This is a genomic window from Cupriavidus basilensis (assembly GCF_000876015.1).
Lineage (GTDB): Bacteria > Pseudomonadota > Gammaproteobacteria > Burkholderiales > Burkholderiaceae > Cupriavidus > Cupriavidus basilensis_B.
The window spans coordinates 28,898-54,805 of record NZ_BBQM01000004.1 but is presented as its reverse complement, the minus strand read 5'-3'; the positions used below and the strand labels follow the sequence as shown (position 1 = coordinate 54,805).

Annotated in this window: 24 protein-coding genes; 10 read left to right on the top strand and 14 right to left on the bottom strand. The window is 64.8% G+C overall.

What is annotated here, in order from left to right; all coding sequences use genetic code 11:
• The first annotated feature begins 36 nt into the window (after positions 1 to 36).
• From KF708C_RS02415 to KF708C_RS02385, 7 genes are all read left to right on the top strand, one after another.
• Positions 37 to 657 (top strand): MotA/TolQ/ExbB proton channel family protein, encoded by a 621-nt coding sequence (locus KF708C_RS02415; RefSeq protein ID WP_020202133.1) that lies wholly within the window; start codon positions 37 to 39, stop codon positions 655 to 657.
• Between the two features lie 8 nt (positions 658 to 665).
• Positions 666 to 1,094, top strand: a complete 429-nt coding sequence (locus KF708C_RS02410) for an ExbD/TolR family protein (protein WP_020202134.1) — start codon at positions 666 to 668, stop codon at positions 1,092 to 1,094.
• Positions 1,095 to 1,349: 255 nt separating this feature from the next.
• Positions 1,350 to 2,459, top strand: a complete 1,110-nt coding sequence (gene lpxK, locus KF708C_RS02405; protein ID WP_059410637.1) for a tetraacyldisaccharide 4'-kinase — start codon at positions 1,350 to 1,352, stop codon at positions 2,457 to 2,459.
• Positions 2,440 to 2,628, top strand: coding sequence for a Trm112 family protein (locus KF708C_RS02400; RefSeq protein ID WP_020202136.1), 189 nt, complete (start codon positions 2,440 to 2,442; stop codon positions 2,626 to 2,628). Before lpxK ends, KF708C_RS02400 begins: the two co-directional genes overlap by 20 nt.
• Before the next feature lie 23 nt (positions 2,629 to 2,651).
• Entirely contained in the window at positions 2,652 to 3,461 is an 810-nt protein-coding gene (kdsB, locus tag KF708C_RS02395; protein ID WP_059410636.1) for a 3-deoxy-manno-octulosonate cytidylyltransferase, read from the top strand.
• 359 nt (positions 3,462 to 3,820) lie between these two features.
• Positions 3,821 to 4,486: an adenylate kinase gene (gene adk, locus KF708C_RS02390; protein WP_059410635.1), complete on the top strand. Its 666-nt coding sequence runs from the start codon at positions 3,821 to 3,823 to the stop codon at positions 4,484 to 4,486.
• 243 nt (positions 4,487 to 4,729) lie between these two features.
• Positions 4,730 to 5,488 (top strand): 3-hydroxyacyl-CoA dehydrogenase, encoded by a 759-nt coding sequence (locus KF708C_RS02385; RefSeq protein ID WP_020202139.1) that lies wholly within the window; start codon positions 4,730 to 4,732, stop codon positions 5,486 to 5,488.
• A 2-nt stretch (positions 5,489 to 5,490) separates the two neighbouring features.
• Here the strand turns inward: KF708C_RS02385 and KF708C_RS02380 are convergent, their stop codons facing one another.
• Positions 5,491 to 6,336: an MmyB family transcriptional regulator gene (locus KF708C_RS02380; protein WP_231586363.1), complete on the bottom strand. Its 846-nt coding sequence runs from the start codon at positions 6,334 to 6,336 to the stop codon at positions 5,491 to 5,493.
• A 196-nt stretch (positions 6,337 to 6,532) separates the two neighbouring features.
• On the opposite strand from KF708C_RS02380, the gene KF708C_RS02375 reads away from it, so the two are divergent.
• Positions 6,533 to 7,291 carry a class I SAM-dependent methyltransferase gene (locus tag KF708C_RS02375; protein WP_059410633.1) on the top strand — a complete coding sequence of 253 codons (759 nt, stop codon included), beginning with the start codon at positions 6,533 to 6,535 and terminating at the stop codon, positions 7,289 to 7,291.
• Between the two features lie 13 nt (positions 7,292 to 7,304).
• Here KF708C_RS02375 and KF708C_RS02370 read toward each other — a convergent pair whose 3' ends face one another.
• Positions 7,305 to 8,210, bottom strand: a complete 906-nt coding sequence (locus KF708C_RS02370; protein WP_020423721.1) for a LysR family transcriptional regulator — start codon at positions 8,208 to 8,210, stop codon at positions 7,305 to 7,307.
• A 94-nt stretch (positions 8,211 to 8,304) separates the two neighbouring features.
• Between KF708C_RS02370 and KF708C_RS02365 the strand changes: the two genes are divergently transcribed.
• Positions 8,305 to 9,327 (top strand): bile acid:sodium symporter family protein, encoded by a 1,023-nt coding sequence (locus KF708C_RS02365; RefSeq protein WP_059410632.1) that lies wholly within the window; start codon positions 8,305 to 8,307, stop codon positions 9,325 to 9,327.
• A 71-nt stretch (positions 9,328 to 9,398) separates the two neighbouring features.
• On the opposite strand, the gene KF708C_RS02360 is transcribed toward KF708C_RS02365, so the two are convergent.
• The 12 genes from KF708C_RS02360 to tsaE form a co-directional block, all read right to left on the bottom strand.
• Entirely contained in the window at positions 9,399 to 9,650 is a 252-nt protein-coding gene (locus KF708C_RS02360; RefSeq protein ID WP_059410631.1) for a hypothetical protein, read from the bottom strand.
• Complete coding sequence (locus KF708C_RS35420; RefSeq protein ID WP_156173713.1) at positions 9,647 to 10,225, bottom strand: hypothetical protein; 579 nt, start codon at positions 10,223 to 10,225, stop codon at positions 9,647 to 9,649. Before KF708C_RS35420 ends, KF708C_RS02360 begins: the two co-directional genes overlap by 4 nt.
• Entirely contained in the window at positions 10,222 to 13,764 is a 3,543-nt protein-coding gene (locus KF708C_RS02350) for an ImcF-related family protein (protein WP_059410629.1), read from the bottom strand. Before KF708C_RS02350 ends, KF708C_RS35420 begins: the two co-directional genes overlap by 4 nt.
• Positions 13,745 to 15,013 carry a hypothetical protein gene (locus KF708C_RS02345; RefSeq protein WP_059410628.1) on the bottom strand — a complete coding sequence of 423 codons (1,269 nt, stop codon included), beginning with the start codon at positions 15,011 to 15,013 and terminating at the stop codon, positions 13,745 to 13,747. The genes KF708C_RS02350 and KF708C_RS02345 overlap by 20 nt, the downstream gene beginning before the upstream one ends.
• 3 nt (positions 15,014 to 15,016) lie before the next feature.
• A complete protein-coding gene (locus tag KF708C_RS02340; RefSeq protein ID WP_059410627.1) occupies positions 15,017 to 15,277 on the bottom strand; it encodes a PAAR domain-containing protein in 261 nt (86 codons plus the stop codon).
• Positions 15,274 to 15,750 carry an XAC2610-related protein gene (locus KF708C_RS35415; protein WP_156173711.1) on the bottom strand — a complete coding sequence of 159 codons (477 nt, stop codon included), beginning with the start codon at positions 15,748 to 15,750 and terminating at the stop codon, positions 15,274 to 15,276. The genes KF708C_RS02340 and KF708C_RS35415 overlap by 4 nt, the downstream gene beginning before the upstream one ends.
• Before the next feature lie 37 nt (positions 15,751 to 15,787).
• Complete coding sequence (locus tag KF708C_RS35410) at positions 15,788 to 16,480, bottom strand: hypothetical protein (RefSeq protein ID WP_156173709.1); 693 nt, start codon at positions 16,478 to 16,480, stop codon at positions 15,788 to 15,790.
• Positions 16,481 to 16,486: 6 nt separating this feature from the next.
• Positions 16,487 to 17,110, bottom strand: coding sequence for a hypothetical protein (locus KF708C_RS35405; protein WP_155888014.1), 624 nt, complete (start codon positions 17,108 to 17,110; stop codon positions 16,487 to 16,489).
• Positions 17,107 to 19,494, bottom strand: a complete 2,388-nt coding sequence (locus KF708C_RS34295; RefSeq protein WP_082079413.1) for a hypothetical protein — start codon at positions 19,492 to 19,494, stop codon at positions 17,107 to 17,109. Before KF708C_RS34295 ends, KF708C_RS35405 begins: the two co-directional genes overlap by 4 nt.
• A 2-nt stretch (positions 19,495 to 19,496) precedes the next feature.
• On the bottom strand, positions 19,497 to 21,824 hold the full coding sequence (locus KF708C_RS02330) for a type VI secretion system Vgr family protein (protein WP_059410626.1): 2,328 nt from the start codon (positions 21,822 to 21,824) through the stop codon (positions 19,497 to 19,499).
• Positions 21,825 to 22,629: 805 nt separating this feature from the next.
• Entirely contained in the window at positions 22,630 to 24,147 is a 1,518-nt protein-coding gene (locus KF708C_RS02325) for an N-acetylmuramoyl-L-alanine amidase (protein ID WP_059410625.1), read from the bottom strand.
• Positions 24,141 to 24,653 carry a tRNA (adenosine(37)-N6)-threonylcarbamoyltransferase complex ATPase subunit type 1 TsaE gene (gene tsaE, locus KF708C_RS02320; protein WP_059410624.1) on the bottom strand — a complete coding sequence of 171 codons (513 nt, stop codon included), beginning with the start codon at positions 24,651 to 24,653 and terminating at the stop codon, positions 24,141 to 24,143. The genes KF708C_RS02325 and tsaE overlap by 7 nt, the downstream gene beginning before the upstream one ends.
• Before the next feature lie 16 nt (positions 24,654 to 24,669).
• Between tsaE and queG the strand changes: the two genes are divergently transcribed.
• Complete coding sequence (gene queG / locus KF708C_RS02315) at positions 24,670 to 25,845, top strand: tRNA epoxyqueuosine(34) reductase QueG (protein ID WP_020202154.1); 1,176 nt, start codon at positions 24,670 to 24,672, stop codon at positions 25,843 to 25,845.
• Positions 25,846 to 25,908: the final 63 nt, after the last annotated feature.

The window sequence follows — 25,908 nt, the reverse complement described above, 5'->3', positions numbered from 1 at the left end:
GGCGTGCAGACAAGCCGTCGAATTTCGGGGTTCCACGTGTTTTCCATCATTCAAGCGGCCGGCTGGCCGATCTGGCCCTTGCTGATCGCCTCGGTCATCGCCCTGGCGCTGATCGTCGAGCGCTTCCTGAGCCTCAAGCGCAGCAAGGTGCTGCCGCCCAAGCTGTACGAGGAAGCGCTGACGGTGGCGCACCAGCGCCGCGCCACGCCCGAGGTGGTGAGCACCCTGGAGCAGAACTCGCCGCTGGGCCGCGTGCTGGCGGCCGGCCTGCGCCACGTCGTGCTGCAGCCCCACACCTCGCGCGACGCCGCCAAGGAAGTGGTCGAAGAAGCCGGCCGCGCGGTGGCGCACGAGCTGGAGCGCTATCTCAACGCGCTCGGCACCATCGCCTCGGTGGCGCCGCTGATGGGCCTGCTGGGCACGGTGATCGGCATGATCGAGATCTTCGGCAGCCAGGGCGGCGCCGGCGCCAGCCCCGAGCAGCTCGCGCACGGCATCTCGGTGGCGCTGTACAACACCGCCTTCGGCCTGATCATCGCGATTCCGGCGCTGATCTTCTGGCGCTATTTCCGCCGCCGCGTGGACGACTACGTGGCCGAGCTGGAATTCCGCGCCACGGCGTTCCTCGACGCCATCCTGCCGCAGCGCCGCGCCTGACGCCCGCCATGCACTTCCGTTCCCGCCAGCGACGCGAAGAGCCGGAGATCAACCTGATCCCGCTGATCGACGTGCTGCTCGTGATCCTGATCTTCCTGATGATCACGACCACGTATTCGCGCTACACCGAGCTGCAGATCCAGTTGCCGACCGCCGACGCCGAGAAGGCCCAGCAGCGCCCGGGCGAGATCGTGGTGTCGGTCTCGGCCAAGGGCGTCTACGCCGTCAACAAGCAGGTCATGGAGCAGCAGGACGTGACCAGCCTGGCCGCGCGCCTGCGCGAGGTGGCCGGCGGCGGCGAGGGCCAGCCGCCCGTGCTGATCGTCAACGCCGACGCGCAGGCCAGCCACCAGTCGGTCATCAACGTGATGGAAGCGGCGCGCCTGGCCGGCCTGCCGCGCCTGACCTTCGCCACGCAGAGCTCGCAGGCGCGCTGAGGCGACGCCGGAGCTCGCCGCGGCGCACGGCGGCCCGGGCCAGCCCCGGCTTGCCGCGGGCGCCGGAAGGTGCCCATAATGATCGGATAAGGCGGCCTCGCCGCGCCCGGCCCGCACCGGCCGGCCGCGGCAGTTGCCCCGCTCGTTGCGCGCCGTTCCCGGCGCGCTCCCGTATCCTTCGCCACCGTCCGCCGCTTTCCTGACGCTTTCCTGACGCCCCCCTCCGACGCTTCCCCAGACCCTCCCCCGACGCCCATGCCCGCTCCCCGCCACGCCCTCGCCGACTTCGTGACCGCCCAGTGGCAGCGCCGCAGCTGGTTCGCCTGGCTGATGCTGCCGCTTTCGTGGCTCTTCGGCCTGGTCAGCGGCTGGCGCCGGCTGGCCTACCGGCGCGGCTGGTACAAGTCCACGCGGCTACCGATGCCGGTGGTGGTGGTGGGCAACGTGACCGTGGGCGGCACCGGCAAGACGCCGGCCGTGATCGCGCTCGCGCACGCGCTGGCCGAGGCCGGCCTGCGCCCGGGCGTGGTCTCGCGCGGCTATGGCGTCACGCTGAAGCACCCGCGCCGGGTCAAGCCGACCTCGGAGGCGCGCGACGTCGGCGACGAGCCGCTGCTGATCGCGCGCGCGGCCGACGTGCCGGTGTGGGTCTTCCCCGACCGCGCGCTGTGCGCGCAGACCATGCTGGTGTCGCACCCCGGCGTCAACGTGCTGCTGCTCGACGACGGCCTGCAGCACTACAAGCTCCAGCGCGACTTCGAGATCGTGATGTTCGACACGCGCATGGGCGGCAACGGCTTCCTGCTGCCGGCCGGCCCGCTGCGCGAGCCGCTCTCGCGCCAGCGCGACGCCACCCTCATCAACGACCCGGACTTCCACGCCAGCCCCGCGCGGCCGGACGTCTACGGCATGCGCCTGGAACTGCAGGACGCCTGGCAACTGGCCGACCCTGCCCTGGCCAGGCCGCTGTCGGCGTTCGCCGGGCAGCGCGTGCTGGCCGCGGCCGGCATCGGCAACCCCGAGCGCTTCTTCGCCAGCCTGCGCGGCGCCGGCCTGCAGCCCGACACCATGCCGCTGCCGGACCACTACGACTTCGCCGAAGACCCGTTCGCCGACGATCCCGTCGCGCGCGCCGCCGACGCCATCCTGATCACCGAGAAGGATGCCGTAAAATGCGAGCGCCTGAGCGACCCGCTCGATCCGCGGATCTGGGTCGTCCCCACCCTGCCCGTGATCGACGCGGGCCTGATCGACAAGATTCGCCGCGCCGTCGCCGCGCACGCCCAGTCCGCGCCCGGCGCGGCGGGCGCCGCGGCCGCGGCCGGCCACACCAAGGAAACCCGAGATGGACAACCGGCTGCTTGAAATCCTGGTCTGCCCGCTGTGCAAGAGCAAGCTGGAATACGACCGCGCCGCCCAGGAACTGATCTGCCAGGTCGACAAGCTGGCCTACCCGATCCGCGACGGCATCCCCGTGATGCTGGCCGACGAGGCCCGCCAGACCGTGCCGGGCCGCCTGGTCTCGCCGGACTGACCCACGCATACCGAGCCCGCATCATGTCCCTGCCCGCCTTTACCGTGGTCATCCCGGCGCGCCTGGCCTCGACCCGCCTGCCCGACAAGCCGCTGGCCGACATCGGCGGCAAGCCCATGATCGTGCGCGTGGCCGAGCGCGCCCACGCCAGCTCGGCGCGGCGCACGGTGGTCGCCACCGACGCCGCCGAGGTCGCCGCGGCCTGCGCCGCGCACGGCATCGAGGCGGTGCTCACGCGCGCCGACCACCCGTCCGGCACCGACCGCCTGGCCGAGGTGGCCACGCTGCTGGGCCTGGCCGACGACGCCATCGTGGTCAACGTGCAGGGCGACGAGCCGCTGATCGAGCCGGGCCTGATCGACGAAGTGGCGCTGCACCTGGCGCGCCACGCCGACTGCGCCATCGCCACCGCCGCCCACCCGATCGGCGCGATCGCCGAGGTCTTCAACCCCAACGTGGTGAAGGTGGTGTGCGACGCGGCCGGCCGCGCGCTGTATTTCTCGCGCGCGCCGATCCCGTGGGCGCGCGACGCCTGGGCCGGCGTGCCGGCCCGCCCCGCGGCCGACGCGCGGGCGGCGCTGCCGGACATGCCGGTGCTGCGCCACATCGGCCTGTACGCCTACCGCGCGGCGTTCCTGCGGCGCTTTCCCACGCTGGCGGCGGCGCCGCTGGAACAGACCGAGGCGCTCGAGCAGTTGCGCGCGATGTGGCACGGCGAGCGCATCGGCGTGCTGCAGACCACCGCCGCGCCCGCGCCGGGCGTCGACACGCCGGCCGACCTGGAGCGCGTGCGCGCGCTGTGGGCACAAGGCATGGCGCAGGAAGGCCCCTGACGCCACCCCGGCGCGCGGTGCCGCGGTGCGCGCGCGCATCACCGGCACGGCTGTCATGACAGTTGTCACCGTGCCGGCAAGCCGGTTTTACGCCGCCTCATGGCATAATGCTTGACGATACAGAGCCGTCGGGCGTTCAGACGCCCGGCCAAGGCTCGGTGGGGAGATGAAAAGAGTGAGCCCGTCCGGTATCCGGGTCGCCGCCATCGGCAGCGAGCCGCGGCATGCCGGCCGTCGACAGACCAGACTCCGATCCGAGGCGCGCCGCCCCCGCGGCGCGGTAAGCCTCGCGTCAAGTTTCGGCGTTACCCTCCTTCCATCCCCCGCCTTACCAGATTCAAAACTCTGAGGACCCGTAAATGCGTTTGATCCTGTTGGGCGCGCCCGGCGCCGGCAAAGGCACGCAAGCCCAGTTCATCTGCGAGAAGTTCGGCATTCCGCAAATCTCCACCGGCGACATGCTGCGCGCCGCGGTGAAGGCGGGCACGCCGCTCGGCGTGGCGGCCAAGAAGGTGATGGACGCAGGCGGCCTGGTGTCGGACGACATCATCATCGGCCTGGTCAAGGACCGCCTGCAGGCGGCCGACTGCAAGGGCGGCTACCTGTTCGACGGCTTCCCGCGCACCATCCCGCAGGCCGAGGCCATGAAGGAAGCGGGCGTGGCGATCGATTTCGTGCTGGAAATCGACGTGCCGTTCGATGCCATCATCGAGCGCATGAGCGGACGCCGCGTGCACGTGGCGTCGGGCCGCACCTACCACGTCAAGTACAACCCGCCCAAGGCCGAAGGCCTGGACGACGTCACCGGCGAGGCGCTGATCCAGCGCGAGGACGACAAGGAAGAAACCGTCAAGAAGCGCCTGGACGTCTATTCCCAGCAGACCCGTCCGCTGGTGGACTACTACTCCAAGTGGGCCACCGAGGGCGACGCCAGCGCCAAGGTCGCGCCGCCGCAGTACCGCAAGATCGCGGGCGTGGGCAGCGTGGAAGACATCACGGCGCGCGTGTTCGGCGCGTTGAAGTAAGCGGCATTTGAATCAGCGACCGCGGCGGCAACGCCGCGCGGCGCACGCGAAAGGCGGCCTTCGGGCCGCTTTTTTCGTTTTGGGACCGGGGCGGAAGCCGCCCGCGCTGATCGGCCACTGATTGACGTTTACGTAAACGTTATGCCAACATGCCGATCCAACGGCAGCGCCGGTCCGGCATGCCCGCATCCCGGGGCAAGCATCCCGAAACGAGCATCCCGAAATCAAAGGAGAGAGACAAAGATGGAAATCCGCGACAACGTATTCATCGTCACCGGCGGCGCGTCGGGCCTGGGCGAGGGCAGCGCCCGCATGCTGGCCGCGGCGGGCGGCAAGGTGGTGATCGCCGACCTCAACGAGGCCGCCGGCGCGGCGCTGGCGGCCGAGCTGGGCGGGCGCTTCGTGCGCTGCGACGTCACCAGCGAGACCGACGGCCAGGCGGTGGTGGCCGCCGCCACGGCGCTGGGCCGCCTGGCCGGGCTGGTCAACTGCGCCGGCATCGCCACCGCCAGCAAGACCGTCGGCAAGAACGGCCCGCACCCGCTCGATGCGTTCGACAAGACCATCCGCGTCAACCTGATCGGCACCTTCAACATGATCCGGCTGGCCGCCGCGGCGATGGTGCAGAACACGCCCGACGCCGAGGGCGAGCGCGGCGTGATCGTCAACACCGCCTCGGTGGCGGCCTTCGACGGGCAGATCGGCCAGGCCGCCTACGCCGCCTCCAAGGGCGGCGTGGTGGCCATGACCCTGGCCATCGCGCGCGACCTGTCGCGCGACGGCGTGCGCTGCATGACCATCGCGCCGGGCATCTTCGAGACGCCGATGCTGCTGGGCATGCCGCAGGAAGTGCAGGACGCGCTCGGCCGGATGGTGCCGTTCCCGCCGCGCCTGGGCCGCCCGGCCGAATATGCCAAGATGGTCGCCGCCATCATCGGCAACACCATGCTCAACGGCGAGGTGATCCGCCTGGACGGCGCCATCCGCATGCAGCCCAAGTAAGCTCAGCCGCCGGCGCGCTGCGCCGGCATCAGCATCACCAGCGTCAGCCCCGGCGCGGCCGCCGGCACCAGCGTGAGCTGCTCGAAATGCAGCAGCCCGCGCCGCGGATGGCGAAAGCCGCGCCGGCCGCCCTGGCGCTCCTCCACGTCCTGCGACAGCCAGTCGGCGCGGAAGGCCGGGCTCTCGGCCAGCAGACCCTCGACCAGCGCGCGCGTGGGCGGGTCCTCGGCATGGCGGATGCTGTGCGCGCGGAATTCCGCCACCAGCCGCGCCGCCCGGTGCGGCCAGTCTTCCACCAGCGCCTGCAGGCCCGGCGACAGGAACATGCTGCGCAGCAGGTTGCGCTCGCTGCTGGCGCCGTCGAGCCAGCCCACGAACAGGTCCGCCGCCGCCGCGTTCCACGCCAGCGCGTTCCATTGCCGGTCGAGCAGGTAGGCCGGCCCGGCGATCGCTTCCACGCTCGCCATCACGGTGGCCGGCACGTGGCCGTCCTGCGCCTGCATCGGGTCGCGCCGGCCCGCCAGCTCGAACAGGTAGGCGCGCTCGGCGCGCGACAGCCGCAGCGCGCCGGCCAGCCCGGCCAGCGCGCGCGCGGACAGCGCCACCGGGCGGCCCTGCTCCAGCCACGTCACCCAGGTCGCGCTCAACCCCGCCAGTTGCGCCAGTTCCTCGCGCCGCAGGCCCGGCGTGCGCCGCCGGCGGCCCGGCGCGAGGCCGACCTCGGCCGGCGCCAGCCGCTCGCGGTGCGCGCGCAGGAAACGGCCGAGCACGGCTTCGCGGGTCAGTTCGTGCTCACTGGGGGTGTCGTTCGGGGCAGCGGTGGCGGCAAGGGGCGCGGCGTCGGTCATGTGCAATGGGCGGGCGGTGGCTCCCGGCCTGCCCAGCGGCGAAAACTGGTGCGTTTTATACCAGGATAAAACGGTGACTTGTACCGGGAAAACAGGCTGCTACAGTACGTCGAAGCCGGCGGGCGGGCAAGCCCCCCCGCCGCCCCGTCCCCTCACCAGAACCCACCGGCGGCGCGTGCCGCCAGGAGAGAGCCATATGCAGCAACAAGAACTCGTCGCCGCCCAGTTCGGCGCGACGGCCAGCGCCTACCTCACCAGCGCGGTCCACGCCCAGGGCGCCGACCTCCAGCAGCTCGCGCAGGCGCTGTCCGGCATCCCGAACGCCCGCGTGCTCGACCTGGGCTGCGGCGCCGGCCACGCCAGCTTCGCGGCGGCGAAGGTCGCGGCCGAAGTGACGGCTTACGATCTGTCGGCCGAGATGCTGGCCGTGGTGGACGCGGCCGCGCGCGACAAGGGCCTCGGCAACATCGTCACGCGCCAGGGCGCCGCGGAAGTGCTGCCGTTCGCCGATGCCGGCTTCGACGCCGTGATCTCGCGCATGAGCGCCCACCACTGGCGCAACGTGCCGGCCGCGCTGGCGGAAATGCGCCGCGTGCTCAAGCCGGGCGGCAAGGTGGTGCTGATCGACATCGCGGGCTCCGAGGACCCGCTGCTCGACACCTGGCTGCAATCGGTGGAGCTGCTGCGCGATCCGTCCCATATCCGCGACTACACCGGCCGCGCGTGGCTGGCAATGCTGGCGGCGGCCGGCTTCACGGCCAGCGTGTCGCCGGTGTGGCGCATCGAGCTGGAGTTCGCCACCTGGGTGCAGCGCATGCGCACGCCCGAGGTGGCGGTGGCCGCCATCCGCCACCTGTGGCAGCTGGCGCCGGCGGAAGTCCGCGACCACTATCTGGTGCAGGCCGACGGCAGCTTCGCGCTGGAGGCGGTGATGGTGACGGCGGCGCGCGCCTGAGCGTCCGCGGCGCCTACGGCATGGCCGGCTCGGCCGGCAGCGGCAGGCTGCGCACCATCTGCCAGACCGCCGCCGCCGACGGCGACAGCGAGCGGTCCTCGCGGCACACCATGACGATGCGCCGCTCCTCGCGCGGCGTGAGCGGGCGCCACACCAGCGGCGAGGCGGCCGGCAGCGGCAGCGAGAACGACGGCAGCACCGAGGCGCCGATGCCGGCCTCGACCATGCCGAACACGCTGGCCGAGTGGCCGAGCTCCTGCACCACGCTCGGCGTCACGCCGTGGCTGGCGAAGATGCGGTCGATCAGCGGCCGGCTGCCCGAGGCGAAATCCAGCAGCACCAGCGGCATGCCGTCCAGCGCGCGCCACGGCACCGACTCGGCGCCGGCCAGCGGATGGTCGCGCCGGCACACGAAGCAGAACGGGTCGGTGGCCAGCGGCGCGATGGTCAGCCCCTCGCGCGCGAGCGGGTCGATCAGCACGCCGAAATCCACCGCGCCGGCGCGGATCTGCTCCAGCCCGTCGGCCTGCACGTTGTCGCGCACGCTCAGGCGGATGTCCGGATACTGGCGCGCGCAGGTGGAGACGTAGAGCGGCATCAGCCGCGCCGAGATCGTGGGTGCGCTGGCAATCACAACGCGGCCGCGATAGCGCTCGCCCAGCTGGCGCGTCTCTTCCAGCGTGTCGTCGAGCTGGCCGAGCAGCCGCTCGATGGCCGGCGCCAGCGCCTGCCCCGCCTCGGTGACGAGCACCTCGCGCGTGGTGCGGTCGAGCAGGCGCACGCCAAGTGCCTCTTCCAGCTCCGCCACGCCGCGGCTCACGGCGGGCTGGGTCAGCCCCACGGCATCGGCGGCGCGGCTGAAACTGCCATGCCCGACCACGGCGAGAAAGACGCGCAACTGGCGCAAGGTGTAATTCATGCGTCTATGAGATCAATGGATGCGATAAATGAATTTGCATTCTAGGCTGGCGTAGCGTCCAATACTAGGCGAAACCCTAATCCAACCTGCTGTCATGTCCGCCATCCTCTCACCGTTCAAGAAACTCTACGACTTGATCGACGGCTTCGTCCTCATCATGCTCTCCGCCATCGGCATCTCGCTGCTGGCGCCCCAGATCGGCGCCGGCGACGGTCCGCTGCACCTCGGCATCGTCACCAACCTGGGCGTGGCGCTGGTGTTCTTCCTGCACGGCGCGGCGCTGTCGCGCGACCGGCTGGTGGCCGGCGCGCGCCACTGGCGCCTGCACGCCTTCGTGCAGAGCTTCACCTATATCGTGTTCCCGGTGGTCGGCCTGGCGCTGATGTTCGGCCTGCGCCATATGCTGCCCGCCGAGCTGCTGCTGGGCGTGTTCTACCTGTGCGCGCTGCCGTCCACGGTGTCGTCGTCGGTGGCCATGACCTCGATGGCGCGCGGCAACGTGCCCGGCGCGATCTTCAACGCCACCATCTCCGGGCTGATCGGCATGGCCGCCACGCCGCTGCTGATGGGGCTGGTGATCAGCGCCAGCGGCGCCTCCATGCCGCTGGGCAAGGCGCTCATGGGCGTGGCGCTGCAACTGCTGCTGCCGTTCGCGCTGGGCCAGGCGGCCCGCCCGCTGATCGGCAACTGGCTGGTCAAGAACAAGCAGATCACCAACAAGATCGACCGCGGCGTGATCGTGCTGATCGTGTATTCCTCGTTCTGCGACGCCACCGCCGCCGGCCTCTGGCACAAGTACAGCTGGGAGACCATCGGCGCGGTGATGGCGCTGGCCGCCGTGCTGCTGCTGGTGATCCTGGCCACCACCACCTTCACCGCGCGCCGCCTCGGCTTCTCGGTGGAAGACGAGATCACGGCGGTGTTCTGCGGCTCCAAGAAGAGCCTGGCCAACGGCATCCCGATGGCCAAGATCCTGTTCGCCGGCCACCCGGCGCTGGGCCTGCTGGTGCTGCCGCTGATGGTCTACCACCAGTTGCAGCTGATCGTCTGCTCGGTGATCGCCTCGCGCTACGCCAACCGCGACACGCTGCCCGGCACGGCCACCGCGCGCGCGTAAGCACCGCGCTCGATGCAGAACGGCCGGCATTTGCCGGCCGTTCTGCTTTGTGCTGCTGGTGTTCTCCCCTGTCAGGACATGGCGCAGCCTTGGGAGTCGCCGGGCGGTTCCTTATCAATGACTTCCGCCATACTCAGGTGCTGCAGGACGCGCGCCATCTCTTTCGTGTTCCGGCCCGTGTGCAAATACAGCCGCCAGCGGGGCGAAGGTCCGAAGTGCTGCAATGCCTTGAGTACCAGTTGCGCGCACTCACGTGCCGGGCGGCGGATGGTCATGGGCCAGTCGTAGATCGCATGGCGGTAGTGGAAGGTCCGTATCGTCATTGAGGCCGCCGCAAATGGCAGGAAATGAGGAGGCTCAAGGCCACGGATAGCGCTTCCAAATCGCTGGCATAGATCCGCACCTGGTCCTCGGTGAGCACCGCTAGTGCATCGGCGCCCGAGTCCCTTTCATGCCCGCGAAAGGTCGAGGCATACGCTAGAGCCTTCATCGCCAACGCGATGTATCCCTGCGCGCCGTTGGCGTTGTCGATAACGCGCAGAGCACGGTCGGCGGGATTGGATTGCGCTGGCACGCGCCCGATCCGGCCTGCTACCGTCTCCAACTGGTGCCGTATGAGCCAGACGTAGTACTGGGGGCGGCTCGCAACCGGTAGCGGCGGCGACACCCCACCCGGTGCGTAAGAAGCGAAGCGCCGTGCATCCGCCTCGCGCACAGTCGGCAATCTGGCCTTCAGCCGCAACGCACCTTTCACAATTTCAGCGGCACCACTGCTGATGACGCGGGCACAGAGTGCGGCTTCCTTTTCCGTCGAAGCGTTCGGTGCCGCATGCGAGAGTGACACGCACAGTACCGCGAGTACTGCCGCAGCTCCGATCCTCCCTGCGACCTTCATCATGCGCCTCCGCGCTTGGCCTTGCCTTTGTTCTTGACCGCAGGCGACGGCGCGACCACGGCAGCGCCATTCTTGCCGACCAGAAAAATGCGTGGTGCCACCTGCAGCCCCGGCAGCGCGAGCATGTCCAGCGGACCGGCGCCGGCCTCGGCGCGAATCAAGAACCGCATCATGAGAGGCTTGCGCTGTGGCAGGTCGGATTTGTCGTCCGGGTTGGCGCGCGTGTCAAGCACCGCCGGCCAACTGATCTGGTACGTCGCCGCATCAACCCGCTCGACGTCGCCGCGCGCCAGCATGCGCAAGAATGCGAAGCGCCCGTAATATTCGTAGTTCTTGTTGGTGCCGGCCGTCAGGGTCTGCCACTGCAGGATCGTGCCCGGCTCCTGCAGGGTGTTGGCGGGCCACGTCATGCGTTGCCAGGTTTCACGCTGGTTGTAATAGTGCAGCTTCTGTCCGTCGATGGTCAGCTTCGTATCGGTGAGTCCCGGCGTCGCGATCGGTTTGACTTCGAAGTGGTACTGCGGATCACCCTGAACCAGCATGTGGGTGGCGACATGTTGCAGCGCATTGAGGAACTTGAGGAACTGAGGATCGAAGGTGACCCCGTGCGCGCCGGCGGCAGGCACCCACTCATTACCCCGCAACTCCAGCACCCCCGCGAGTTCAGTAGCCAGGAAGGCAGGAATAACGCCGCCCTGCGGACGCATGAACCGCGCGAATTCTGGCAACGAGGCGTCGTTAGCCGTGTTGGCGAACGGATAGCGGCCCGCAAACGTCCTGTCCCAGTCTGGCACCACGAAGCGCTGCCAGGCCTCGTTCAGACTCGCCTGCGCGGGCAGCACGATAGTCTGCGTGGCCTGCACGACCGGCTGCACGAACAGCGCTTCGCCCATGTTCGCCCACTCCGCGCCGAGGCTAGCCGAGACCAATTGCCCGTAGGCTTGCGTGTCGGCCAGATCGGAACTCTTACCCTGGAACAGCGTCTGCGCCATCTGCCGCGCCTGCTCGGCCCCATCGGCGCCACTGTTGACTTGCTGCAGGTGCAGCCGCAAGGCGGTGATGCGGTCGAGATAGCGCTGCAGGCTCAGATCGCTGTTGCCGCCTTGCCCCGCTTGGGCAGCCTGTCCCATCAGGCGCAGCACCGGACCAAACGCCGCATCCAGCGGGGCAAGCGGGGCGGCCTTGGTGCTGTCGGGGGTGTCGTCCTTCTTGCCTAGGATATCCTTGGCCTTGTTCGCCAGCGTATCCGACAGCGAAGCCTTCTGCACCCCGGCGGCGCCCTGATAAGCAAGCGACTTCATCAGCGCGATCACCGGCGACTGGCGCGCGTCGGCCAACAGCCTGAGCTGGTCAATGGCGGCGGGCAAAGTGCCTGCCGATTCCCACTGCAGGTTGTTCATGAAGTCCTGCCAGCGCTGGGCGTAGTCGGCGAAGTACTGCTCGGTCAGGGCTGCGTGCAGCTCGGCGGCGGACTTGTCGGGGGCGGCGCTGGCCGCCTTGCCGCCAGCCAGTACCCAATCGGTGGACACGTCGCGACGCTTGGCGGCAGCGTCAATCGCATCGGCGACATAGCCCTCATAGGCCTGGCGTGTGAAGATGCCCGGCACCACCGTCGAGGACCGCAGCAGCCCACGCGCCTCCGTGCCAGCCGTGAGTGACGGCAGCGTCAAGTCGGGGTACTTGTTGCCAGCACCATTCACGATGCCCTGGTACAGCGTATCCTGCGCGTTGCGCGCACCGATCACCGCCAGCAGCGTCTGGCGTGCCCCGGCCACTAGCGCGGGGCGGGGCTCAATCCTCCAGTCCGGGTGGTCCTTCAGGTGCTGCGCGTAGAACTTGAACAGACGCTCGGCCAGGTCCTGTTTCTCTCCCCGCGTGATATGGGCCTCGGTGGACCAGTCCTGCGGAAGGCGCTTGGCAAGGAAACCGGGCTCAACCCGCTCCGGGTGGGCAAGCATCAGGTAGGCCTTGAGACCATCCCGCCCGGCAAGCGCCCACTGGCTGGTCTTGTCATCCAGCGTTGTGGTCTGCAACCGCGCGAGGTCCACCAGCGACGCTTCCTGATTCTGTTGGATCGGGATAATCAGTAGCCGGCGGGAGGCCTGCGCGTAGGGCTCCCACAGGGCGGCGAGTACTTCGGCGTCACGGTTCGGGCCGAAGCGGGTCAGCCACGGCGCGTGGTGCTGCGTGCGGTATTCATAGCGCTCTATCTGCTTCTGCAGGGCCAGCAATGCATGCAGACCCTGGGCAGGTTTGGTTGCCGTCTGGATGGCGTGAATCGCTTGCTGAGCCTCACTCAGGTCCGCACTATTGCGCAGACCGGACACGACCATGCCTGCGGTCCACAAACCAATCGATACGAAAGCCAGCACCGTCAGCACTAGCACCGGATGAATGCCAACCCGACGACTGCGATACTGGCCGGCATGCTCGCCAATCTGCCGCCAGGCGGGCAGTACCGATGCCGGCAGCAGGTGGTGAGCTTCCGATGCGTGCATAGCGACCGCCGAAGGCGCGGGCTCACCGGGCGCATCCTCGGCGGGCTCGGGCATCGGCAGGACGGCCCCGGCATAGATGGGGGCGAACATCACGCCGGCCAGCGGGCCGCGCCGCCAGTGCGACGTGTCCCAGGCCGCCCAACTGGCCGCGATGCGCGCGCGCTGTTTGCTGATGTACGCCGACATGTAGGCTACGAGCGGCTGGCGGGTGCCCTCGTAGCAGCGTTGAACCCCCAGTTCGACGGCGTGGGCCTCCAAGGACGCCAGCGCCGTGTCGATACGGCCACCAGCAGCCCCGGCACGCCGGCTGCCAGTGTCCGCGACAAAGGCCCCGAAGGCCTCGAACTGGTCAGGCCGCCGGCCCTGCACCGGAACCGGATGCAAGAACACGACCGGCGCGGCCCGGCCTAACGTGGCTTGCAGGGTGTTGATCGCGCGCAGCGGTTCCGTATCCGATGCGGCACCGACCTGCACAATGACATCGACCGGACGGCGGCATCGCAACTGGCGCAGTTGCTTGCGCCATAGGGCAGGCTCAATGCCTGTCGGCGACGAATGCACGAGGATGGCGTCATCGGTACGCCACACGCCCGCGTGCTGGAGGCCCGGTGCAACGGACTGAATGGCGGCATCCTCACCGCACAGCATCAGCCACGGCACGCGATTGCGCCACCGCCAGCCCAGCAGGAAGCGCAATTCCTCATACGCCTGCTGCAGACGCAGGTCTCGCTTGGGAGCCTTGGCCGTGACCGTCTTGTCGCCCGATTCCTTGGCAAAACGTCGGCGAGACATGGGGATAACCCCGAGGATCACGGCGGTGTAGAGCGCCAGCGAGATGCCGCATGCGCCGGCAATCCAGAGCAGCCAGGTGATCTTGGCCTCCAGCGTCGTGATACCAAGCACGTCCCCCTTCGTCCACACCGCGATAGCGAAGACCACGGCGACCACAAACACGAAGAGGGGGATGGCCCATGGCGTCAGCGCTTTGGGCGCCTCCTTGGAGCCGGAGGCGAGGGCCTGCAGATTATTGGTCGGTGTCGTCATGGACAGAAGGAAAGACGTAAAGAATGGCGGCCTGGTTGCCGTCCACGATGAGTTGGGGGCCTTGTGCGTGCGACTCGACGGCCGCCGCGATGGACATCCACGCATTGATGAGGCCAGCGTTTCCCACCAGCCGATCCAGACGGTGTTGAGCTTCGGTCTGCGCGATACGCTCAAGCGTAGCGGCCTTGCAAGCCGTCGGCCACGCCCTGTCGTGATCGCTGTCGGGGCTGGAAATCCAGGCCTGCTGCACCGCTGCCGACTCCGTACGTCCCCACTTCAGGGCATTCATGAGTAGATGGTCCAGGGCGCGGGCTTCGCCCTTCAGCGGACGATGGAGCTTCCCGAGAACCGTGACGGGCTCTGGCACCTTGTAGTAGCCGGCATTGAGCAGCACGGCGACGCAACCTTCGGTGCTGCCAGCCGGCGGGTCCTGCTCGTACCATTCGACCGCGACCACCAGCAGGGGGCGGCGGTCACGCGCGTCTAGCCAGGCATCGGCCACCATGAGGCGGTCGGAAACTGGCTCAGTCCGGCATTCGAGCTGAGACAAACCCGCTTGTGCCAGCGCGTCCCGCACCTGCTGCAACCGCAAGCTGGCCACCTCGTCGCGGGCAAGCACGCGGACGACCGGCGCGAATACTGGTCCATACTGCGATAGCGCCGTCAGACTTGCTGCGAGGGGGACCAGCGCTTCGCCGATCTTGAGCGTCACAGTAGCCACCTGCCGGCTTTCTGCTTCTTGAGCTTCGTTATCCGCAAAGGAATGGGCCACCGGGAGGTCTGACACATTACCCTCGTCAAACCGGCTGTGCACGACCATGCTTGGCCCTTTGCGCGCCTTCTGCGCCTTCTGCACGGACTGCCCAGCCGCGACGACGCTAGCGAGAGTCTGACCGCCGACGGGCAGGCAGTACCCGATCCCCAGCACTTGCAGCGGCTGTTGCGCCTGGACTTGTTTCTTGTCCTTCCACTCCTGCCGGACGACGTTGTCGCCATAAGCACGAAACCAGTGTAATTCGAAGGGAAGGCGAACCAGCGAGAGCGCCAGCAAGTAGGCCAGACTGGGGATGCCGGCGGCGCAGAACCAGAAACCGAACCCTTTGGCGGGCCAACTGACCGGCCAAAAGAGAATGACGAGTGCCGCCCCGAGCGTAGCGAACGCGACCCAGATAAGAAGCCATGGCACCAGTCGTGGGCCTTGCTTCGGGTAAGGCCTGGCCGCCGCCGCTGGCGTCAAATCAATCGGCATACATCAAGCGATATGGACATTCAGCAGCGACGAGATCAGGCGGCAACCACAGGCGCAGCAGTGGCGGTGCATCGCCACGGGCTTGCCATCCTGATCGGGAAAGCCGTCGTCGCCTTCGGCAATTGTGGTCGGACCGTGACGGGCGCATAGGGCAGCATCGCCCTTGCGGGCGAGCGGGCGACCCATGAATTCCATGGTGGGCGAGGCGCTGGTGACCTGGCCACCGTCTTCCAGGGCGTCACCGAGACGGATGGGGGATTTCATTTTCCGTTGTGGTTCTCTTGTGGATATGTGAAACACACTTTCGGCTCATTGTCAGCCCAATATGTGCTAATTAGCCTCCTATTTTTCTTGTCCACTTTCAGGTTAACAAACTCATCACCGCACGCCGGCAAGTACTCACCAAATCTCCCCGCACTTTTAGAAAAAAGAAATATCCTATGGATTGTATAGGTACCCTTCCCCTCATCCAGATACCATAGCGAAAAATCGGTATTACCGTCGAAATTATAATCGCCGACCCCCAAATTAACGCTACCTGGATTACCAACATAAAGGTTGCCCTCAGTATTATTGCATTTCCTTCCACCACAGATATTTATGGAGACCAGATTGCCATCGATAGCTATGACCGCGACTACTCCCGGGGTTGGGCTGAATTTAATCTCCTGCCCAGTTTTGGCATTGCAGCATGCGATTGATAGCCATAACATCCAAAATGATAGTATTTCTTTCATGATCTAGAGTGCCACCTCCATAATTGCGATTTCTGTTTTATTTTTCAATTTTTGTTACGCTAGATGTGGCACTGCCACCAGCCGGCAACGGGGTATCAACAAACTCGACAGACTCAAGAATTGCCTTGATCCGGTCAAGGTCATTGCGCCCTTTGCGGTCTGCCAGCCATTCGACAACCGTGTATCCACACAATGCACGGGCATCGCGGACAAGGCAGAAATGAAAAACACGAGCCTGCGTTCGTTCGTCACCCGTAGTGGCATCTTCGGTATAGGTAATTCCAGTCCAGTTTTTTTCCTTTAGTGGGATTGTTCGAGCCTTCGCCTGTTCCTCGTATGGAACAAATTCAGGGCCATCGACGGGTCCGTACGTCCACCAGCGACCATCAACATACTTCCCATTCAGGGAGGAAGTAATCCTCTCTTCATTGGCTTCCACACAGAATAAACCGAAGCCTCCAGTCAGAAAGGATGACGGTCCAGTTATCGGTAGGTAATATGAGCCCTGTTGGGGTGGAGAGCTATCAGGGTGAGCCTCCCGGAATTCCCCTCCAAACATGTTGGCAATCCTGAAGCGGCATGGGCCGACAACATGTTCTGCTGTCGTTGTTTGTTTGAGCAAATTCGGAGGCGAGTTCTCCACAGCGGCAGTACCGATTGATGGTGTGGCCATCAAGCCTGCAATACAAAGCCTAATAATCAATTTCGTCAATCGGATAGGCGAATGCATTGGAGATCAGTTCGAATTATTAATAATAATTTTTAAGTCTTCAAGTATATTGATAATACAAAAAACCTCATTCTTCGTGAGTCGATTAATATTTCCGATCTCCATTGAGAAACAGGAAAAACCAGGAACTTCCGGGCAGACAAGAAAATATTCTGGTATCGCGCTCTTTTCACCATCCCCGAAGAGACTGTTTACGTAAGCTATGGTCCCCGCAAAATTATCCGCACGATAATTTCGTTGCCATGAGACGATGCGCGCATATCTTCCCCCCAAGTCTTCGGCCTCTATTTCTTCTTTTGCTGTTAGGTTGTTATGTTTCTTGCTGTTGGCAGTTGAATTAACTTCACCTGATTCAATATTCTCGATCGATGTAGCCTTATGGCACCCGAAACTAAGATGTCCATGGATTTTCCGACCAGCGTCATCAATCAACAAGTTAAAATCAAAAACCGATGATTTCTCAAGCTCCTTTATGTCGAAAGAATGGATTCTTGAGATGATTGATGGACCGACCTCATAACCGCAGCTATCCCTAAGTTTAGCTATCGCCTTTCTTGAATCATTGCCTGTTTGCGCCCCCGAAATTCCAAAGATCAAGGCGAGCACTGAAAAAATAAATAACCTAATCATAGATCACTTCTCCTTTCAAAAATTTCAGGAGTTAAATTTTGTGCGCCATCTTGTGCCGGAAACGGGTGGCCATCGCACAGAATCACCACTGCATTCGCGAAAGAGGTAGATCGATCAATCAAGCCATTCATGTTGGGTGGATTTTGCCCGGTTGCGCCAGGGTAATTCACTGCTGTAGCACAATTCGTAAATAACTGATTGTAGTACCAAATTTTGGGCCCATGATCTGTATTCACGGTGCGACGCTGGTTGCCCATAACGATGGCGACATCATCGGCGTAAGTGTTAGCACTGTCCACTTGAGGTCGATTGGGATTTTGCTCGGTAGGTGCTGATTTTTTTGACCAAATCCAATAGGCGCCAGCACTTTGGCTTGCGTGGAATGAATTTACTCCAAGTTCATCTCTCCACGCAATCTCTTGCACATTTGCAGGAGTTTCCGGATGGCGCCCCATGAATTTAAAATATTTATAGTAGTTATTATTTCCACCATTTAAATTTCCATTTGGATTGGTTAACTGCAAAAATCCACGACCATACCATCCAGCGTGAAGATTTGGGGTTGCCCCACCGGATTCCCTGAGATCTCGAAACCATCCTGTTTCTTGCGTGGAATTCCCAAAAAAACAAGCCTGCCTTATTGATGATGTTATTAAATATTTTCGCAATGCATTATTAAGTTCAGTGTAGTGCTTGTTAATAAAAGGCCTGTTAAGCGGTACGGTCTCGAAATAACTTTGACTTGGGAAATTATGCGACCCAGGTTTTCGGACGATTTTTGCCGGAACTAATTGATAGATCTCCCGCTTCGCCAGCCAACTACACTTCCTGAAATGCCCGATGAACGCCAGAGGGTGGAAGAACCAGAATTTCTTGCCGCCGCCCAGTGCGGTCTTCTCCAGAAACTGCAATTGCGTGTGAAACGCGATGAATTTGTCGTACCCGTTGGGGTCGATGTCCTTGCGCTTGCCAAAGAAGCCATCCGGATCCTTCAGACGCCTGTAACGCACCTCGTTGCCGGTGGCATCCCACTCGCTGGGGGCAAGGCAAACAAAGCCCCTGAGCGCCTTGCGCACTGAATCGTTGCCCTGAACGTAGGCGGAAAGGATATCTTCATGCTTATACTCAGTCGCCTCGTGTTGCTGCTGTGGCGTCTCCTGGTCTTCCACATCATTGACGATCTTGCGCAGCGCATCGTAATCGCACAGACCATCTTCACTGAATGGTGTATTTCCCTCCTCGATCTTCTGCCAGCCCATGAAGAACGGGAAATCCGCATCGGACAACTTCTGCACCGCATCCTGGCTGATATCGATATAGCCCTGTTTGCCTGATTCGAACGTCACTGCCATCCATGTCGTTTGGGGCGCAACTGGAAGGGATGAATGGTCGCTCAAAATGCGGCCGAAACGCATCAACTCATAGCCATCGCTCGGGCGTGCCGGATATAAGGTGGTCGCCCGGTCATACAGCGTGTACTCGTAATTTTGAAACGGGTCTTGAACCGGCTGGTCGCCGGTCAAGCAGGTCAGCGAACCGTCCTTTTCTAGCCAGGAGCGCGTGTAGCGCTGGCCCTTGTGGAAGTACGCCTCGACATACAGATTTCCCTCCGTAAGTATTCCCGACTGCTTCTCGGGAAAATAGGCAGCATGGGCTACCTGGTCGGGTGGCGTACTGTAAAAGGTCTGCCCGGTTGGAATCACAAAGTAACTGTGCCCCCAGTAGTCTTTCGAATCCGGTGTCGCGGGGGTCTGGTTGCCCAGTTGAACGGTGTGCCCGATCTGATCGAACCACGCAGTGAAATCTTCCTCCGTCATGAAGATTTCGAAGTGCAGGTGCGACTGACCGTGGCATTTTCCGTAGTAACCGAGGATGTCCTTTCGATATACCTTCTTATTGACGGGAGTTTGCACGCCATTGGTGTCATCCGCCAACCACTTGGCCATCGCGGATGAAGACCCGACTTCCGGGAGATTTGGTGCCCCTATCACAGGCTGGAGACTATCGACATCCAGCAAGTGCATATACAAGGAATAGAAGGTAAGGCTCCGTCCTTCCCCCGTCTCGGTCTTGTGCTTGAGCAGCACAAAGCCCGTATTGGAATTCAATGCATCGGCACCGTGATCGTCCGTTTGTCCGTCGCAAATCGCTTTTTGCGCAACCCTGTAGGCCACCACCTCCCCATCGGCAATGGCACGCACCGCCTCATTCTGATAGTTGGGCATAAGATGAACACCGCAGTGCCAGCGACGGTCAAAGGCAACCGGATAGACGCCGTGATGGGGCAATTCAAAGCCATCGACTGCGTCCATCATCGGATCGGGCTTGAGTGGATCGTCGGATGTCAGACCATTGGCGGGCAAGAACGGAGGACTGATGATCATGGTTAGTTCGACGAGATGTACTGATTGGGGACCTTCAGGCGGCTTTTCGGCAGCGACGGCACTGGCAGAGACTGATTGCCTGGACCTTCGAACTTGAAGGAAGCGGCCTTGATCTTGAAGTTGCCCGGACAGATGATTTCAACACTACCGTTCTCGATCTTCACGCAGGCGCCGCCGCTCGCCAGAACGGCCTTCTTGCTCGCGTTGATCAGCACATCCGCGTTGGCGCTGGCGATATGCACCTGCTTGTCCGCATAGAGATCCAGACCATCGGTCTGCGCCTGGATTTCGACATTGCCCTTCGCGGCCAAGATCTTGATCCCGAGTCTTGAGGCAAACAGCGACAACGCATCGCCAGCAGCAATCGCAATCTTTGCAATGGCGCTGACGTTGAAGCCCGCCTTGGTGGCAACGTTCACATCTCGCCCGGCAGCAAGCGATACCCGGTCCGGTGTCGTGATGGCCACCCCATTTGGGGCCGCCAGCATCATGACTGCCTGTTTGAGGTCGTTGAGACTATCGCGCAACCATGCGTTCTCCGCCTTCAAGTCGGCGATCTCCGCTTTGGATTGACTGGCCGCGTTCCCCAATCCCTGCGCCTGAGCCAAGATCGAGCGCATTTCGTTCATGGCCGCCACCATTTCCGTCTGCGGGGTGCTGGCTGGCTGCGTCCAAGCTGTGAACAGCAAGCCGCGTCCGCCCCGGACCGTCCCTTTCAGATTGCTGCGGAGCTCAAAGCCTTCCCCGCGCTGCTTCTTCTTGCTGTCAACCAGATGACCGAGGTTCAACTGGGTCTTGCCACCGTACTCGGTGGACAGCTTGATGCCTTCCTGGCCCTCCCAGTCCTCGAAGCGCAGCTTGTTATTGCTCTGCGTATGTATGACGTTGCGCGACAGCCACCGATCCTGATTGGTGATCAGGTCCGTGTGCTGACTGTTGTGCTGGACGTGCGCGATATACGGCTTGTTCGGGTTCCCGTCGCGAAAGGCCACGTCCACGTAGGTACCGTCGATCAGCGGGAAGTGAAATCCCGTCTGCTGCGCCCCCGCGAACGGCTTTGCGAGCCATAGCGGCACGCTCTCGCCGCCGTTGGGCCATTCGTCAAAGTCAAAATCGAAGCGGACGATGTACTGACCCTGCTGCGTTAGGTAGGCATACTTGTACTCCCCCGGCGAGGTGATGCGGGCACTTAGCGTGCCGGCAATACGCGGCCAGTTGGCCTCGTTCAGCGGCAAGCGGAAACGCCGGTCGGACGGAATGGCCTTGTAGGTATTGCGGTAGGCGGCGTCGCGGGCGCCCGTGTGGATGACCTCGGTGATGACGTGGCCGTTGGGCGCGTCGGGCAGCGCCAGATCCACGCGCAGGATGCATGCCGGACACAGCGCCAGCACGTTGCTCTCGCCCGCGTAAACTAGCTGTTCGGCGTACTTCGCCTCATGGCGCAACCCCGCTTCCCACTTGGCATCATCGAAGTCTAGGTGGTGCGTGCCGTAGACATAGGACTGGCCGTAAGTGGTCTTCTCCTGGCGTGCGACGTTGGCCTCGCCGGTGGGGCGCTCCCACGCCTTGTCGGGATTGAAGTCCGCCACCCGGAACGATTCGGGGATCGTCTTGGCATGGGTCTTGATTGAGAACAACGTCTCCTGGCCCGACTCCAGTCCCGCCGTCTCGCGGTACAGCACGCGCAGTTCCGGCTGGTAGAGATAGTGGTCGATGTCGTCGCCGAACACGATCATCTCGCCGAACTTCCCCGGGGTGAAATAGCAGTACAGGCCCTCCTGCTCCATCAGCAGCCGGATATAGTCCCAGTCCGAGGCACCATATTGCATGCGGAAGGCGTGCTGCGGATACTTGCGTCGCGTCTTGAAGACGAACTGATGGCCCTTGAGGTCATGGCGGCGCAAGATTGCCTCGATGATCTGCGGCGCGGTCTGCTGCTGGTAGATACGGCTGGCACGTGTGAGCTTGAGGCGTGCAACCAGCGGCTCGACTACGATCTCGTAGCCGCAAAAGTCGCGGGTCTGCCGGGTTTCGCTGAAGTGCGTGATACAGCCGGCGAACTTGCGCGGCTCGCTGCCATCGGCGGGGTCAATCAGGAAAGTGGCGTCGCGGTTGAGGTAGTCGGCTCGGTCGAGTACCAGCGGGTGCGTGAGCTGGATGGTGACAGTGTAGGGCTCGCCCATCCGCTCCACCGCCTCAAAGGACACCACCGACAGCACGGCGGCACTTGCGGTCCCTGGTACTTCGATGTGATACGCTTGGCGCCCCGTGGTCAGCACGTTAAGCGTCTGAGCACCGATTGCCTTGAATTCAGCAAAACCCTCTGCCATCGTTGTTCACTCCGTTTCGCCAGACCGTTAGGCTTGGTGCTTCGTGCCAGGTTGGACATTCGCGGTCGCAGTCAGTCAATGACCGGCTATCTTGCGAGGCTATCGTTGTGCTCGCAATCACGATGTATCAATACGTGTGGAATGCTACGAAAAGGGCGTCTGGCGGTAAATCAGACGATTCCTGAAATGCGCGATGAAATTCAGGAATCGGAATTAAAAGAAATTGAATTCATGCCAGGATGCCCAATGGTAAGGACATGCGCGTCGAATGAGTGCATAGGGAATGCCGCCACACGTTGCAGTTTTTCACAATGCGTGGGGTGCAAACGACAGTCGCTCAGTGCGCCCGGCACTCGCACAGGTAGCCCAGTACGTCCCAGGGCTCGACGTTGACGGAGTCGCCTTCGAGCGTAACCTGGATGCAGGCGCACATCGCGTCGGCGTAACCGATGCGGTACGGTCACACACCATCAATCAGATAGAGGGAAGGCGCCACGCGATGTGTTCCATCGGGCAGGTGCGGTATTGGCGTTCAGTCAGGTTCTTCATCGGGTAGGCTCCCGACTTGTCTACAAACCGTGGGACAATTTTTCGACACTGCGTTTTACAGCGGTTGCAATGACGTTCACTATAAATCCATATAAATCAATAAATTACAGTGCCTGCAACCCTGATAATAGGCCAAATTTGCGGGCTACTCTCTCCCGCAAGCGGGAGAGAGTAGCAAACCCTCGTCACCGGAAAACTCGTCAGCGACCCGCGGCCGGCATTTGCCGGCCGTTCTGCTTTCCGGGGGGACGCCGCCTTACACCGACGGGTTCTTCGACAGCGGCGGATTGCGCGCGAAGTAGTTGCGGATGCCGCGCAGGATGGCGTTGGCCAGTTGCTCCTGGTGGGCTTCGTCGTTGAGCTTGCGCTCTTCCTCCGGGTTGCTGATGAAGGCGGTCTCGACCAGGATCGAGGGGATGTCCGGCGCCTTCAGCACGGCGAAGCCGGCCTGCTCCACGCTGCCCTTGTGCAGGCGGTTGATGCCGCCGATCTCCGACAGCACGGCCTTGCCGACCTGCAGGCTGTCGTTGATCTGCGCGGTGGTCGACAGGTCCAGCAGCACGCGCGCGACCTGGGCGTCCTTGTTGCCCATGTTGGCGCCGCCGATCAGGTCGGAGGCATTTTCCTTGTTGGCCATCCAGCGCGCGGCGCTGCTCGAGGCGCCGCGCTCGGACAGCGCGAACACCGACGCGCCCTTGGCCTCCGGTGACAGGAAGGCATCGGCGTGGATCGACACGAACAGGTCGGCCTGCACGCGGCGCGCCTTCTGCACGCGCACGTTGAGCGGCACGAAGAAGTCCGCGTCGCGCGTCATCATGGCGCGCATGTTGGGCTGGGCGTCGATCTTGGCGCGCAGGCGGTGGGCGATCTGCAGCACCACATCCTTCTCGCGCGAGCCGGCCGCGCCGGTGGCGCCCGGGTCCTCGCCGCCGTGGCCCGGGTCGATGGCCACCGTCAGCAGGCGGCGCATCTTGAACGGGCGGTCGACGGGCGGATTGTTGGCGGGCAGCGCCGGCGGCGCGCCGTTCTGCGCCAGCGGCGGCGCGGACTGGGCGGACGGCGCGGCCTGAGGCGCGGGCGGCCGGGGCCGGATCGCGGCCATCGGCGGCATGGCCGGCACCGGGTTGGCGCCCTTGTCCTCGAACCGGCGCACCAGCGCGCCGATGGCGTCTTCCTCGCCGGTGGCGGGCGCGCCGGAGACGGTGTCGGCGCGGTCCGCGCCGGCCGGCGGCTGCGCCGCGGCGAAGCGGCGCTGCTTGTCCTCGGTGTCGCGCACCAGCTTCCACAGCGGGTCGGGCGGGTTGACCGGGTAGAGGTCGAACACCAGGCGGTTGCGGTAGTTGCCGATCGGCGCCAGCGTGAACACCTGCGGCGAGACGTCTTCCTTCAGGTCGAACACCAGCCGCACCACGCGCGGCCGGTTCTGGCCCACGCGCACGGTCTGGATGTACGGGTCGTTGGAGGTGATCTTGGCCACCAGCTCGCGCAGCGTGGGCGACAGGTCGAGGCCGTCGATGTCCACCACGAGGCGGTCGGGGCCGTGCACCATCTGGTGCACCGCGGCCAGCGGCGCGTCGGACTCGATGGTGACGCGGGTGTATTCCTCGGCGGGCCAGACCCGCACGGCGACGATGCCGGCGCCGAAGGCGATCTGCGGTCCCGCCAGCGTCAGCACCACGGTGCCGGCGCCGGCCTTGAGGCACTGCGCCAGCCATTTGCGGCGGGCCAGCAGCAGTTCATCGGGGCGGTCGGTGGCGAGTCGCTTGATCAGCATGCGCAAAGCAGGGTAAGTCCAGTCTGAGTATAGGCACGAAGCGTGACCGTCCGGCGCTCCGCGGCATCGTCGGCGTCGCCCGTGTCCGATTGGAGCAACAGATGAAGGTCCGGTTCCCCGAGCAGGCGGCCGGCCTTCTCCGGCCATTCGACCAGGTTGAGGGCGGGTTCGGCAAAGCAGTCGCGAAAACCGGCATCGGCCCATTCCTCCGGGTCGGCGAAGCGGTACAGGTCGAAGTGGTAGACGGTCAGCGGCGAGCCGTCGGCGCGCGCGACCTGGTACGGCTCGCACAGCGTGTAGGTCGGGCTGCGGACCTTGCCCGGGTGGCCGAGCGCGCGCAGGATCGCGCGCGACAGCGTGGTCTTGCCCGCGCCGAGATCGCCCGAGAGCTGCACGTGCACGGTTTGCGGCGGCAGCACGCGCACGGCGCCGGCCAGCGCCGCGCCGAGCCGCGCGGTGGCGGCTTCGTCGGGCAGGGTCAGGGTGCGTTCTTCGAGCAGGGGCATTGCGTACAATTCGGGAATGATCGACCGAGCCACCGGCGCGCCCGCCACCTCACCCCTTCCTGCCAGCGGCGGCGCCGGCCTGGCTACGCTGGTGCGCTCGATCCGGGCGTGGGGCGCGGAGCTGGGCTTCGACGCGGTCAGCATCGCCGACGTGGACCTGAGCCGGGCGGAAGCGGGGTTGATGGCGTGGCTGGCGCAGGGCTACCACGGCGACATGGATTATATGGCGAACCACGGCCCGCGGCGCGCCCGCCCCGCGGAACTGGTGCCCGGCACCGTGCGCGCGATCGTGGCCCGCATGCCCTACCTGCCGGCCGCCGGCGCCGACGACTGGCGCGCGCGCGAGCTGGCCCGGCTCGACGACCCCGCCACCGCGGTGGTCTCGCTCTATGCGCGCGGACGCGACTATCACAAGGTGCTGCGCAGCCGCCTGCAGCAGCTGGCCAGCCGCATCGAGGCCGCCATCGGCCCGTTCGGCTACCGCGTGTTTACCGATTCGGCGCCGGTGATGGAGGTCGCGCTGGCCACGCAGGGCGGCCTGGGCTGGCGCGGCAAGCACACGCTGCTGCTCGACCGCGAGGGCGGCTCGATGTTCTTCCTCGGCGAGATCCTGGTCGACGTGCCGTTCCCGGCCGACCCGCCCGCGGAAGCCCATTGCGGCAACTGCCGCCGCTGCATCGACATCTGCCCCACGCAGGCCATCCTCGCGCCCTACCGGCTCGACGCGCGCCGCTGCATTTCCTACCTGACCATCGAGCACAAGGGCGCCATCCCCGAGCCGCTGCGCGCGCCGCTGGGCAACCGCGTGTACGGCTGCGACGACTGCCAGCTCGCGTGCCCGTGGAACAAGTTCGCCCACCGCGCCACGCTGCCGGACTTCGACGTGCGCAACGGCTTCGACGCGCCCGACATGGCGGCGCTGTTCGGCTGGACCGAGGCGGAATTCAGCCAGCGCCTGGAAGGCAGCCCGATCCGCCGCATCGGCCACGAGCGCTGGCTGCGCAACCTCGCGGTGGGGCTCGGCAATGGCCTGCGCGCGGCCTGCGAGCGCGGCGACGCGGCGCTGGCCGCGCGCATCCGCGCCGCGCTCGGCGCGCGCCAGGCCACGGCCAGCCCGCTGGTGCGCGAGCACATCGACTGGGCGCTGGCGCAGGAAGTGGGCGCCGCGGCGCCGGCCTGCGCCGCGGACTGAAACCCGCTTGAGCATGCCGGATCGGACCGAAGCCGCCGGCGGGCCGCGCCGGCGCCGTCCACG